The 12,737-nt window shown below is 72.6% G+C and carries 7 protein-coding genes; 3 read left to right on the top strand and 4 right to left on the bottom strand.

Features of this window, described 5'->3' with window-relative positions:
• Positions 1 to 17 precede the first annotated feature (17 nt).
• The gene (gene gcvP / locus LUTJ29_RS0111410; protein ID WP_043741202.1) at positions 18 to 2,891 is read left to right on the top strand and encodes an aminomethyl-transferring glycine dehydrogenase; all 2,874 of its coding nucleotides are present in this window, start codon (positions 18 to 20) and stop codon (positions 2,889 to 2,891) included.
• 30 nt (positions 2,892 to 2,921) lie between these two features.
• Here gcvP and LUTJ29_RS17230 read toward each other — a convergent pair whose 3' ends face one another.
• A complete protein-coding gene (locus tag LUTJ29_RS17230; RefSeq protein WP_051322950.1) occupies positions 2,922 to 5,879 on the bottom strand; it encodes an EAL domain-containing protein in 2,958 nt (985 codons plus the stop codon).
• Positions 5,880 to 6,352: 473 nt separating this feature from the next.
• On the opposite strand from LUTJ29_RS17230, the gene LUTJ29_RS0111395 reads away from it, so the two are divergent.
• Positions 6,353 to 6,898 carry an NAD(P)H-dependent oxidoreductase gene (locus LUTJ29_RS0111395; RefSeq protein WP_027072629.1) on the top strand — a complete coding sequence of 182 codons (546 nt, stop codon included), beginning with the start codon at positions 6,353 to 6,355 and terminating at the stop codon, positions 6,896 to 6,898.
• Positions 6,899 to 6,907: 9 nt separating this feature from the next.
• Here the strand turns inward: LUTJ29_RS0111395 and LUTJ29_RS0111390 are convergent, their stop codons facing one another.
• The gene (locus LUTJ29_RS0111390) at positions 6,908 to 7,900 is read right to left on the bottom strand and encodes a YafY family protein (RefSeq protein WP_027072628.1); all 993 of its coding nucleotides are present in this window, start codon (positions 7,898 to 7,900) and stop codon (positions 6,908 to 6,910) included.
• A gap of 113 nt (positions 7,901 to 8,013) precedes the next feature.
• On the opposite strand from LUTJ29_RS0111390, the gene LUTJ29_RS0111385 reads away from it, so the two are divergent.
• Positions 8,014 to 8,652, top strand: a complete 639-nt coding sequence (locus tag LUTJ29_RS0111385) for a glutathione S-transferase family protein (protein ID WP_027072627.1) — start codon at positions 8,014 to 8,016, stop codon at positions 8,650 to 8,652.
• 22 nt (positions 8,653 to 8,674) lie between these two features.
• Here LUTJ29_RS0111385 and LUTJ29_RS0111380 read toward each other — a convergent pair whose 3' ends face one another.
• Positions 8,675 to 9,271 carry an alpha-ketoglutarate-dependent dioxygenase AlkB gene (locus LUTJ29_RS0111380; protein WP_043741198.1) on the bottom strand — a complete coding sequence of 199 codons (597 nt, stop codon included), beginning with the start codon at positions 9,269 to 9,271 and terminating at the stop codon, positions 8,675 to 8,677.
• Positions 9,271 to 12,540: an error-prone DNA polymerase gene (locus LUTJ29_RS0111375; protein ID WP_027072625.1), complete on the bottom strand. Its 3,270-nt coding sequence runs from the start codon at positions 12,538 to 12,540 to the stop codon at positions 9,271 to 9,273. Before LUTJ29_RS0111375 ends, LUTJ29_RS0111380 begins: the two co-directional genes overlap by 1 nt.
• Positions 12,541 to 12,737 lie beyond the last annotated feature (197 nt).

Genomic DNA, 12,737 nt, shown 5'->3' with positions numbered 1-12,737 from the left:
CCCAGGTGCCTTCCGCCATGTCCAAGCCCAGCCTGCGCGACCTCGAACACCACGACGCCTTCATCGAGCGCCACATCGGCCCCAACGACGCCGAGATCGCGCACATGCTCCAGGCCATCGGCCACGACTCGCTCGAGTCGATGACCGCGGCCATCGTCCCGGCCAGCATCAAGTCCGGCGACGGGCTGGCCCTGCCGGGCGCGCAGACCGAGGAGGAGGCGCTGGCCGCGATCCGCGCCATCGCCAAGAAGAACGACGTCTTCCGCAGCTTCATCGGCCAGGGCTACTACGGCACCCGCACCCCGCCGGTGATCCTGCGCAACATCCTCGAGAACCCCGCCTGGTACACCGCCTACACCCCGTACCAGGCGGAAATCTCCCAGGGCCGGATGGAGGCGCTGATCAACTTCCAGCAGATGTGCGCCGACCTCACCGGCATGGACATCGCCAACGCCTCGCTGCTGGACGAGGCCACCGCCGCCGGCGAAGCGATGACCCTGGCCCGGCGCGCGTCGAAGGCGAAGTCGAACGTGTTCTTCGTCGCCGACCACGTGCATCCGCAGACCCTGGAGGTGGTGCGCACCCGCGCCGACGGCCTCGGCATCGAGCTGGTGGTGGGCCCGGTCGCGGACGCGGCCACGGTCGACAGCTTCGGCGTCCTGCTGCAGTACCCCGACACCTGGGGCCACGTCGGCGACCACGCCGCGCTGGCCGAGGCGGTGCACGCGCGCGGCGGCGTGGTCGCCGTGGCCACGGACCTGCTGGCCCTGGCCCTGCTCAAGCCGCCGGGCGAATGGGGCGCCGACATCGTGGTCGGCAACAGCCAGCGCTTCGGCGTGCCGTTCGGCTTCGGCGGCCCGCACGCGGCGTTCATGGCCTGCCGCGACGCGTTCAAGCGCTCGATGCCCGGCCGCCTGATCGGCGTCTCGGTCGACGCCGAGGGCAACCCCGCCTACCGCCTGACCCTGCAGACCCGCGAGCAGCACATCCGCCGCGAGAAGGCGACCAGCAACATCTGCACCGCGCAGGTGCTGCTGGCGGTGATGGCTTCGATGTACGCGGTGTACCACGGGCCCGACGGACTGGTGCGGATCGCGCGCCGCGTGCACCGCCAGGCCGTGGTCCTGGCCGAGGCGCTGCGCCGCGCTGGCGTCCGGGTGGACGACGGCTTCTTCGACACCCTGCACGTCACCGGCGTGGACGCCGAGCAGATCCACACCTACGCCAGCCACCAGCGCATCAACCTGCGCAAGATCGATGCCGGCCGGGTGGGCATCAGCCTCGACGAGACCGTGACCCGCGCCGACCTCGTCGCGCTGGCCAAGGTGTTCGGCGCCGACCTCACCGATGCCTCGATCGACGCGATCGACGCGGAGGCGCCCGACGCGCTGCCGGCCGGCCTGTTGCGCGAATCGAAGTTCCTGCAGCACCCGGTGTTCAACACCCACCACAGCGAACACGAGCTGCTGCGCTACATGCGCAGCCTGGCCGACAAGGACCTGGCCATGGACCGGACCATGATCCCGCTCGGCTCGTGCACCATGAAGCTCAACGCCACCGCGGAGATGATCCCGATCACGTGGCCCGAGTTCGCCAACGTGCACCCGCTGGCGCCGCCGTCGCAGACCCGTGGCTACCAGGAACTGGTCGAATCGCTCGAGGCGATGCTGGTCGAGATCACCGGCTACGACGCGGTCAGCTTCCAGCCCAATTCGGGCGCCCAGGGCGAGTACGCCGGCCTGCTCGCGATCCGCGCATACCACGCCTCGCGCGGCGAGGGTCATCGCGACATCTGCCTGATCCCCGAATCCGCGCACGGCACCAACCCGGCCAGCGCGCAGATGGCCGGGATGAAGGTCGTGGTCACCCGCTGCGACGCCAACGGCAACATCGACATCGACGACATCCGCGCCAAGGCCGGGCAGCACTCGGCCAACCTGGCCGCGATCATGATGACCTACCCGTCCACCCACGGCGTGTTCGAGGAGGACGTGGTCGAGATCTGCGAGATCGTCCACGCCCACGGCGGCCAGGTGTACACCGATGGCGCCAACATGAACGCGCTGGTCGGCCTGGCCAAGCCGGGCAAGTGGGGCTCGGACGTCTCCCACCTCAACCTGCACAAGACCTTCTGCATCCCGCACGGCGGCGGCGGCCCGGGCGTCGGGCCGTGCGCGGTGAAGGCGCACCTGGCGCCGTTCCTGCCGCGCGGCCACAAGCACGCGAGCGGCGCGGTCGGCATGGTCTCGGCCGCGGCCCACGGCAGCGCGTCGATCCTGCCGATCAGCTGGATGTACATCGCGATGATGGGCGCGGCCGGCCTGCGCAAGGCCACCCAGGTGGCGCTGCTCAACGCCAACTACATCTCCAGGCGGCTGGCGCCGCACTACCGCACGCTCTACAGCGGACGCAACGGCCTGGTGGCGCACGAGTGCATCCTCGACCTGCGCCCGCTGGAGAAGGCCACCGGCGTCACCGCCGAGGACGTGGCCAAGCGCCTGATCGACTTCGGCTTCCACGCCCCGACCCTGAGCTTCCCGGTCGCCGGCACGCTGATGGTGGAGCCGACCGAGAGCGAGTCGCTGCACGAACTGGACCGGTTCATCGACGCGATGATCCAGATCCGCGAGGAGATCCGCGCGATCGAGGACGGACGCCTGGACCGCGAGGACAACCCGCTCAAGAACGCGCCGCACACCGCCAGCATGGCCACCGCCGGCGAGTGGACCCACGCCTACCCGCGCGAACTGGCGGTGTTCCCGCTTCCGGTGCTGCGCCGGCAGAAGTACTGGCCGCCGGTGGCGCGCGTGGACAACGTGCACGGCGACAAGAACGTGTTCTGCGCCTGTATCCCGGTCGATGCGTGGAAGGAGGCGCCTGCCGGGGCCTGACGGCGCCGGCCGGGCGGCCCGCGCCGCGGTTCAGGCCGCGGCGCGGATCAGCCCGATCACCTGCTCCAGCGGCACCGGGCGCCCGATGTGGTAGCCCTGCGCCTGGTCGCAGCCGTTCGCGCGCAGCCAGGCCAGCTCGTCGGCCGATTCCACGCCCTCGGCGATGGTGCCCAGGTCGAGGCCGCGCGCCAGCGCGAACATGGCCCGGCAGATCGACGCGTTGCGCGGGTCGACGTGCACGTCGCGCACGAACGCGCGGTCGATCTTGACGTAGTCCAGCGGCAGGTTGCGCAGGTAGGCCATGCTCGAGAAGCCGGTGCCGAAGTCGTCGATCGAGATCCGCACCCCTGCCACGCGCAGCTCCAGCATCCGCATCCGCGCCACCTGCGGCCGGCGCAACAGCACGCTCTCGGTGAGCTCGACGTGCAGCGCGCCGCGCGGGATCGCATGGCGCCTGCGCAGGTCGTCGATGGTCGCCAGGACGTTGTCGGCCAGCAGCTGCACCGGCGAGACGTTGACCGCGATCGCGACGTCGGCGAGGCCGCACTCCGCCAGCCGCACGTGCGCCCTCGCCGCCTGTTCCAGCGTCCAGCGCCCGATCGGCACGATCAGGCCGGAGGCCTCGGCCAGCGGGATGAACACGTCCGGCGGCACGTAGCCTTCGCCCTGGCGCCAGCGCAGCAGCGCCTCCAGCGCCACGATCCTGCCGTCGGACAGGCGCTGGATCGGCTGGAAGTGCAGTTCGAACTCCTCCTGGTCAAGCGCGGTGCGGATCCGCCGCGCCAGCACCAGGCGCTCGGCCGCCTGCACCGCCATGGTCCGGTCGTAGGACAGGGTCGGCACCTGCTCCCGCCAGGCCTGGATCGCGGCCAGCGCGGCGTGCCCGACCACCTGTTCGGCGGCCTCGCCCGCCTCGGGGCCTTCGGCGATGCCGATCGAGGCCTCGATCGGATGCGCGCCGCCCTCGAGTTCGACCGGGGCGTTGACCATCGCTTCGAGCGCCGCCATCAGCGCCGGCAACCGCGACGGATCCAGCGTGACCACCACGAACGACTGCCCCGGCCAGTAGCCGGCCATCCCGTAGTCGCGGCCCAGCGCCTCGACCCGCGCCGCGATCCCGCGCAGCAGCTTCTCGCTGATCCGCTGGCCCAGGGTCGGCGCCAACCGCTCCATCTCGCGCAGGCGCACGAACGCCACCGCGTAGCGGACCCTGGAATCGCGCAGCGACATCGCGTCCAGCTCGCCGATGAGCGAGGCCACCGTCTGCAGGCCGGTGGTCGGGTCGTGGGTGGCGCGCCAGGCGAGCTCGCGCTCGTAGGCGATGCGGTCGCTGATGTCCTCGGCCAGCACCAGCCGCGCGGGCCGGCCATTGAACTCGATGCTGCTGCTGAACACCCGCGCGGTGAACCGGCTGCCGTCGCGGCGCTGGTGGGTCCATACGCCGTCGGTCTCCGTCCCCGGGCGGCGCGACCGGATGGTCTCGACCACCTGCGGCGCCTCGTCCTGCGGCCGGATGTCGAGGATGGTCATCGACAGGAATTCGTCCACGTCGTAGCCGTAGGCGCGTGCCGCCGCGTCGTTCACGGCCAGGAAGCGCAGCGTTTCCTCGTCGAACACCCAGAACGGCAGCGGGTTGCGCTCGAACAGTGCGCGGAACTGGGCTTCGGCGCGCGCCACGCGCGCGCGCGCCAGGTGGCGGTCGGTCACGTCGACCACGGTCCCGGTGATGCGCGGTCCGGTGCGTCCATCGCCGCCGGCGATGCCGCCGCGGGCGGTGACCCAGCGCACGCTGCCGTCGGGGAGCACCACGCGATGCTCCGACAGGTACGGCACGCCGGCCTCCACCGTGCGCCGGAATTCCTCCTGCACCCGCGGGCGGTCCTCCTCGTGCATGGCGCCGAACACGTCGGACAGCGGATACACGCCGTCGCGCGGATCCAGCCCGTACATCAGCGCGGTGTGCGGCGACATGCGCGCGTGTTCGCCGTCGGACTCGATCCGCCACACGCCGGTGCTCGCGGCGCGCTGGGCCTGGTCGAGCCAGTCCGCCTGCGCCTCGAGCTCCTCGATCAGGCCGGCGTGCGCCCGCTCGGCCAGGCCCAGGCGCCGCACCAGGTAGGCCAGGCCGATCCAGTACAGCAGGGCCAGCAGCGCCGCGATGCCGAGCAACCGGTGCCAGCCCGCCAGCGCGTCGTCGATGCTGATCCCCGCGGCGACCACCAGGTCGAAGCCGCTCGCGGCGCTGAATCCCCGCGCCCGCTCGACGCCGTCGAACGGACTGACGCCGCGCTCGAGGCCGGTCCTCCCGCCGGTGCGCAGGGACGGCGGCAGCGGCGCGCGCTGGCCGGTGAACGGTCCGGCCTCGCCGGACGGCACCCGGGCGAGCAGGACGCCCTGCGCATCGAGGATGGTGACGTGTCCGCGCGCGCCGGTGTCCAGGCCGCGGATCATCCGTTCCAGCTCGGCGGTGCGCAGGCGGGCAAGCAGCCAGCGGCCGGGCTCGTGCCGGACCGCCAGGCTCAGCCACCACTCGCCCTCGCCACCGGCGCGCAGCGGCCCCACGGCCAGGCCATCGCCGCCGCCGTCGCGCCATTGCGGGAAGCCGGGATCCCCCTCGCCTTCGGAAAGTGCATTGCCCTGCGCGTCGACGAGCACGATCGAGTGCAGTTCCGGCTGGCGCGCGGCCACGCCCTCGATCGCGGCCGCGAGCAGCAGATCGCGCTGGTCCGGCGCGGCCGACTTCCACGTGGCGGCGTCCGCGGCGATGCCCTTGAGCGCGCGCTCGAGGTTGCGCAGTCCGTAATGCAGCAGGCGGTCCACGCCCGACGCGAGCGCCAGCGACTGGCGATGGGCGGCGGCGACCCTGGCCTGGCGGTCCTGCTGCAGCAGCAGCGCCAGGCCCGCCATCAGCAGCAGGCCGACCGCGACGCCGACGCGCCGTACGGTGGCAGCCGACCCTCCTCCCGGCGCGTGCAGGTCGTCTGCCATGACGCTCACGTCCTCCGTGGCCCGGGGCCACGATGCCAAGCGCGCGCCGCATGCGCAAGCGCGCCACGGCACGTGCCGGTGTCTGCGGCGTGGATCCGTCGCCCACGCAGCGGACCGGGCATCAGCGGGTGTCCGGAACGTTCCTGCATGCAGTCGTGAACGGCAGCGACCCGCCAGTCCTTGAACGCCGGGCGGCGCATACCGCCGCCCGCTTGCCCCGCGGCACGTTCCAGCCCGGCCTGGCGCGCGCCGCATGCAGGATCCGTGCCGCGCCCGCCTGCGCACGATGCGCGGGTCGAAGGCCTTGGCGACGTGGGCGACGCGGCGCGCGGCGGTCCGCGGCCCGCCCTCGCCGCCCGTCCTGCGGCGGAGGCGCGCGAACGCACAGCCCAGACGCGGCGTTCACGGCATTGGCCGCATGGTGCCCTGGCGCGGTCGCCATGCAGTCGACGCCCGCACCCGAGGACAACGCCATGACCCTGAACATCGCCGTGATCGTCGGCAGCCTGCGCGCCGATTCGTTCAACGCACGCCTTGCCGATGCGCTGCAGACGCTCGCGCCCGGAGACGTGGAGTTCCGTCGCCTGCGCATCGACGACCTGCCGCTGTACAACCAGGACGACGACGACTCCCCGCCCGCGCCCGTGGTGCGGCTCAAACAGGGCATCCGCGACGCCGACGGCCTGCTGTTCGTCACTCCCGAATACAACCGTTCGATCCCGGGCGTGCTCAAGAACGCGCTCGACCACGCCTCGCGGCCCTACGGCGACAGCGCGTTCCCAGACAAGCCGGCCGGGATCATCGGGGTGTCGATCGGCGCGATCGGCACCGCGGTGGCGCAGCAGCACCTGCGGACGATCCTCGCCTACCTCGACATGCCCACGCTCGGCCAGCCCGAAGCCTTCCTCAAGGCCGACGACGTGCTCACCGGGAACGGCGGCATCGCCGAAGGCAGCCGCGAGTTCCTGCAGGACTGGATGGACGCCTACCTCGCCTGGGTGCGCCACCACGCCTGCTGAGCCCACGCCTCATGCAAGCACCGGATTCGCGCGTCGACCGCGCGACGCACGCACTGCACGCGACAGCCGCGTCGCCAGCGCCTGCATGTGCTCCTCGAGTTCCACCGGTTCGAGCACCACGAACGGCACGTCCAGCATCACCAGGTGGTAGGCGAGCAGGTCGGGGCGCTGCGCGCCGGTCTCCAGCAGGCAGCGGCCATCGTCCAGGCGGGTGAGCCTGCCGGCCGACGGCGGGATGCACCTGCGCATGCGCCCCAGCGGCGCATGCAGTTCCACCCGCGCGCGCAGCGCATGCCCCTGGGTGGTGATCGCGCGCGCCACGAAGGCCGCCGCGTCGCCGCCGGGCACCTTGCGCGGCAGGAAGCGGTCGCCAGGCGCGTGCGGCAGGCCGCCGATGCGGTCGACGCGGAAGGTCCGCCAGTCGCCACGGCCGCGGTCCCAGGCCAGCAGGTACCAGCGCGAACCGGTGGACACCAGCGCATGCGGCTCCACGTCGCGTTCGCTGCTGCGTCCCTGCTGGTCCTCGTAGGCGAAGCGCAGGCACTGCAGCGCGCGGCAGGCATTGGCCAGCGCCACCAGCAGCGCATGCGGGATGCCCGGACCGCCCGGGCCCAGCGGCACCACCGCCGCATGCAGGTTGCGCACCCGCGTGCGCAGCCGCGCCGGCATCACCTGCTCGAGCTTGGCCAGCGCGCGCAGCGCCGCCTCCTCCATGCCGACCACGGTGCCGGCCGTGGCCATGCGCAGCCCGAGCGAGACCGCCAGCGCCTCGTCGTCCTCGAGCAGCAGCGGCGGCAGGTTGCTGCCCGCGGCGAGCTGGTAGCCGCCGGCGGTGCCCGCGCTCGACTCCACCGGGTAACCGAGGCTGCGCAGCCGGTCGATGTCGCGGCGCACGGTGCGTTCGGTCACGTCCATGCGCTCGGCCAGCTCGCGGCCGCGCCAGAACGAACGCGACTGGAGCAGGGCGAGCAGCCGCAGCAGGCGGGAGGAGGTCTCGATCATGGGCGCAGGATGCCACGGCTTGCGGACCGGAACTGTCCGCAAGGCCGGCTACCTTGGTGCTGCCCGGCCGGAGCGCCGGGCTCCCTTCCGATCCAGCCCCGAGGAGCGACGCCATGACCCTGAAGCTGTTCGCCGCACCGATGTCCAGCGCCACCCCGGTCCACCACGCCCTGGTCGAACTCGGGGTCGAGTTCGAACTGGTGCTGTTCGACCTGGCCAGGGGCGAGCAGAAGTCGCCCGCGTACCTGGCGGTCAATCCGCACGGCGTGGTTCCGACCCTCGTGGTCGACGGTACCCCGCTGTACGAGGCGCTGGCGATCCTGCAGTGGCTCGGCGACCGGTACGGCGTCGAGCGCGGCCTGTGGCCCGCGGCCGGCTCGCCGCAGCGCCTGGCGGCGCTGTCCTGGACCACCTGGGCCTACGTGAGCTACGGCGCGCTGATCAACGTGCTCAACTTCTCGCAGAGCCCGCGCGTGGACGCCTCGCTGCACCATCCGCCGCTCGCCGCCGAGGCGCTGTTGCGGCTGGACGCCGCGCTCGGCCGGCTCGACGCGCAGCTGGCGAAGGCGCCGTACCTGCTCGGCGACGACTACTCGCTGGCCGACCTGGTCGTGGCCAGCGTCGTCACCTACAGCACCTACTGCGGCGTGGACGCTTCGCGCCACGCCAACGTGCAGCGCTGGCTGCAGGACTTCGCGGCCCGGCCGTCGTACCGGCAGGTGTGGCTGGCCGACCGGGAGCAGGCTGCCTGACGCATGCCTCCGGGCGCTCGGCTCACCGGCCGCGCGCCCGGAACACCACGCTGATCCGCGGACCGGCTTCCCGCACCTTGGGGATGCCGTGCTCGTGGGTGGTCTGCATGGCGTGGCTCATCGCCAGCAGGCTGCCGGGCACCAGGTCGACGGCGACGCGGTCGGCGTGGTTGCGTTTCGCGCGGATCAGCATCCGCCGCGGCGCGCCGAGCGAGAACACCGCCACCGGATGGCCTTCGCCCAGCAGGTGCAGCTTGTCGCCATGCATGGCCACGCTGTCGTTGCCGTCGCGGTAGAGGTTCATGCCGATCGAGGTGAACGGCGCGGGCACGTGGCGCCGCACCACCTCGTGGATCGCGGCCAGCGGCAGGTGCGGCGGCAGCTCGTCGATGGCGTACGACGCCAGCAGCCGCGGCACGCCGACCACGCGGTCGTACATCGGCCGGCGCAGGCTGTGCCAGTCGGCGCCCTCGACCAGCGCATCGAACCAGCGCCGCGCGGTATCGGGATCGACCACCGACGTCCAGTAGCGCGCCCCGCCCTGCGCGTCCTCGACCAGCTGCAGCACCGGCGGCGCGAACAGGTCGCCGGCGAGCGAGGCGGTGCGCAGCGCGCCCATCAGTGGAAGTCCCGCGAGCTGGGGTGGACGCCGCCGAGCAGCGGGGTCATGTCCTCCAGGTCGCGCGCGATCAGGTGGCACACGCCGTCCACCTGCTCCCAGCGCCCGCGCACGCCCAGCAGCCGCGCGCACAGCAGCGCCTTGCGCCGGCGCAGCGCCACGTGCGGCCAGACCACCACGTTGACCATGCCGTGCTCGTCCTCGAGGGTGACGAAGATCGTGCCCCTGGCGGTGCCGGGCCGCTGGCGCTGGGTGACGATGCCGGCGACGAAGGCGCCGCGCCCGTGCGGCAGTTCGCGCAGCTGGCGCGAATCGAGCACGCTGCGCCCGCGCAGCCGCTCGCGCAGCAGCGACAGCGGATGCGGGCCCAGGGTCAGGCCGGTGCTGCGGTAATCCGACACCACTTCCTCGCCGGGCGACGGCGCCGGCAGGTCCACCGCGTCCTCCTCCGGACTGCCCGGCAGCAGCGGGCGCCGGCGCTCGATCCCCGCCACCGCCCAGCGCGCGGCGTGGCGGTGCCCGGCCAGCGCGGACAGCGCGCCGGCCTCGGCCAGCACGCCGCGCGCCTTCGCGTCCAGCCCGGCGCGCAGGCACAGGTCGGCGATGCTCGCGAACGGTCGCTCCATGCGCGATGCGACGATCGCCTTGCCCATGTCTTCCGACAGGCCCGCCACCATGCGCAGCCCGAGCCGGATCGCCGGCTGCCCGCCATCGTCCACGCCGCGCCGCGGATGCCCGCCCTCGAGCGTGCAGTCCCAGTCGCTGCAGGCGACATCGATCGGGCGCACCTCCACCGGCGGGCGCCCGGACCGATGCCCGCGCCGCGCGTCCTGCACGATCTGCGCCGGCGAGTAGAAGCCCATCGGCTGCGAGTTGAGCAGGGCGCAGGCGAAGGCCGCCGGCTCGTGGCGCTTGAGCCAGCTGCTGATCCAGACCAGCTTGGCGAACGAGGCGGCGTGGCTCTGCGGGAAGCCGTAGGAACCGAAGCCCTTGATCTGTTCGAAGATCTGGTCGATGAACTCGCTCGCGTAGCCCTTCTCCTCCATCAGCTCGCGGATGCGCACGCGGTGCGGCTCCATGTCGCCGCCGCGGCGCCAGGCGGCCATCGAGCGGCGCAGGTTGTCGGCTTCGCTCGGCGTGTAGCCGGCGTGGATCACCAGCTCCATCACCTGTTCCTGGAACAGCGGGATGCCCAGGGTCGGGCCGAGGATCTCCTTCACCCCCTCGGAGGGATAGGTCACCGGCTCCCTGCCCTGCCGGCGCCGCAGGTAGGGGTGCACCATGTCGCCCTGGATGGGGCCTGGCCGCACGATCGCCACTTCCACCACCAGGTCGTAGTACCGCTCCGGCCTGAGCCGCGGCAGCATGCTCATCTGCGCGCGCGACTCGATCTGGAACACGCCCACGGTGTCGGCGGCCTGGATCATGGCGTAGGTGGGCCGGTCGTCGGTGGGCAGCCGCGCGAGATCCACCACGTGGCCGCGATGCTTCGCGACCAGGTCCACCGCCTTGCGGATGCAGGTGAGCATGCCCAACGCCAGGCAGTCGACCTTGAGCAGCCGCATCGTCTCCAGGTCGTCCTTGTCCCACTGGATGATGCTGCGCCCCGGCATCGAGGCGTTCTCGACCGGCACCACGGTGGCCAGCGGCGCGTCGCTGATCACGAAACCGCCCACGTGCTGGGACAGGTGCCGCGGATGCCCACGCAGCTGCATCGTCACCGCCAGCACGCGCTGGATGACGGGATTGCCCGGATCGAATCCCGCCTCGCGCAGGCGCTGCTCCATCGGCGTCTCGCCGTTGCCCCAGCCGAAGCATTCGGCCAGCAGCGCGACCTGGTCGGGCGGCAGGCCGAACGCCTTGGCCGCGTCGCGCACCGCGCTCTTGCCGCGGTAGCGGATCACGGTCGCGGCCAGCGCGGCGCGGTGGCGGCCGTACTTGGCGTAGACGTACTGCAGCACCTCCTCGCGCCGCTCGTGCTCGAAGTCGACGTCGATGTCCGGCGGCTCGCCGCGGTCCCTGGACAGGAAGCGCGCCATCAGCAGGCGGCTCTCGGCCGGGTTCACCACGGTGATCCCGAGCGCGTAGCACACCGCCGAGTTCGCGGACGACCCGCGGCCCTGGCAGAGGATGCCCCTGGATTTCGCGAAGCGGACGATGTCCTCGACGGTGAGGAAGAAGGCCTCGTACTCCAGCTCCGAGATCAGCGCCAGTTCGTCCTCGACCTGGCGGGCCACGTCCGCCGGCGCGCCCTCCGGCCAGCGTTCGCGCATGCCGCGCAGGGTGAGTTCGCGCAGCCAGGTGGACGGGGTGTGGCCCTCGGGCACCAGCTCCACCGGATAGCGGTAGCGCAGGTCGCGGCCGAGGTCGAAGGTGCAGCGTCGCGCCAGTTCCACCGCGTTGGCCAGCAGCGCGGCGCCGCCCTCGACCGCGCCGTAGATGTTGGCCAGCGCGCGGCGCGTGCGCAGGTGGCGCTCGCCGTTGCGGAACAGGTGCGCGCCGCAGCGGTCCAGCGGCAGGTTGTGGCGGATCGCGGTCATCGTGTCCTGGAGCACGCGGCGCCGGCGCACGTCCATGTGCACGTCGCCGGCCGCCACCGGGACCATGCGCAGCGCCGCCGCCATCGCCAGCAACCGCGACAGCCGCGCCGCGTCGTCCTGCTCGCGGTGCAGCTCCACGGCGAGGAAGGCGCGTTCGCCGAACACCCGGCGCAGCCAGCGGCCCTGCTCCGGATCGGGCGTGCGCCCCGGGATCCACAGCGCGAACAGGCCGCACACCGACGGGTCGACATCCGACAGCCGGCGTTCGACGTCCGCGCGCGCGAGCCGGTAGCCCTTGCCCTCGACCGCGCGGCGGGCGTGGGTGACCAGTTCGCACAGCCGCGTGTAGCCCGATGCGGTCTCGACCAGCAGCACGCACTTGAGCCCGCAGTCGAGGACGAACTCGCTGCCGACGACCAGGCGCACGCCGGTGGCGCGCGAGGCCTCCAGCGCGCGCACGATGCCGGCCAGCGAGCACTCGTCGGTGATCGCCAACGTCTCGTAGCCGACCTGGGCTGCGCGCGCGAACAGCTGCTCGGCACTGGCCGCGCCGCGCAGGAAGGAGAAGTCGGACAGGCAGTGCAGCTCGGCGTAGGCCGGCAGTCCGTCCTCCACTGGCGCGTCGTCGTTGGCGGCCGCGGCCAGCCCGCGCAGGCGGCGCGCGGTTTCCCAGGCGCGCGGCGGGCGACCGCCGGGCGTGTCGCGATCGATGCCGTCTTGGTCAGTCATGGCGCAGGCACCCGAGGCTCCTCCAGGCGCTCACTGCCGGCCCGCCCCACCCCAACCCTCCCCCGCACGCGGGGGAGGGAGCAACAGCGCGTGCGGCCCGCTTCCACCCCTTCCCCCGCTTGCGGGGGAAGGCCGGGNTGGGGGCGCGCCGCAGGCGCGCGTTGGATGGCGCGAGCATCTGCCCTGCCCCCACCCCA

The sequence above is a fragment of the Luteimonas sp. J29 genome, assembly GCF_000472505.1.
Lineage (GTDB): Bacteria > Pseudomonadota > Gammaproteobacteria > Xanthomonadales > Xanthomonadaceae > Luteimonas.
Note: the sequence above shows the minus strand (reverse complement) of the source record. Positions and strands in the feature narration are given on the sequence as shown.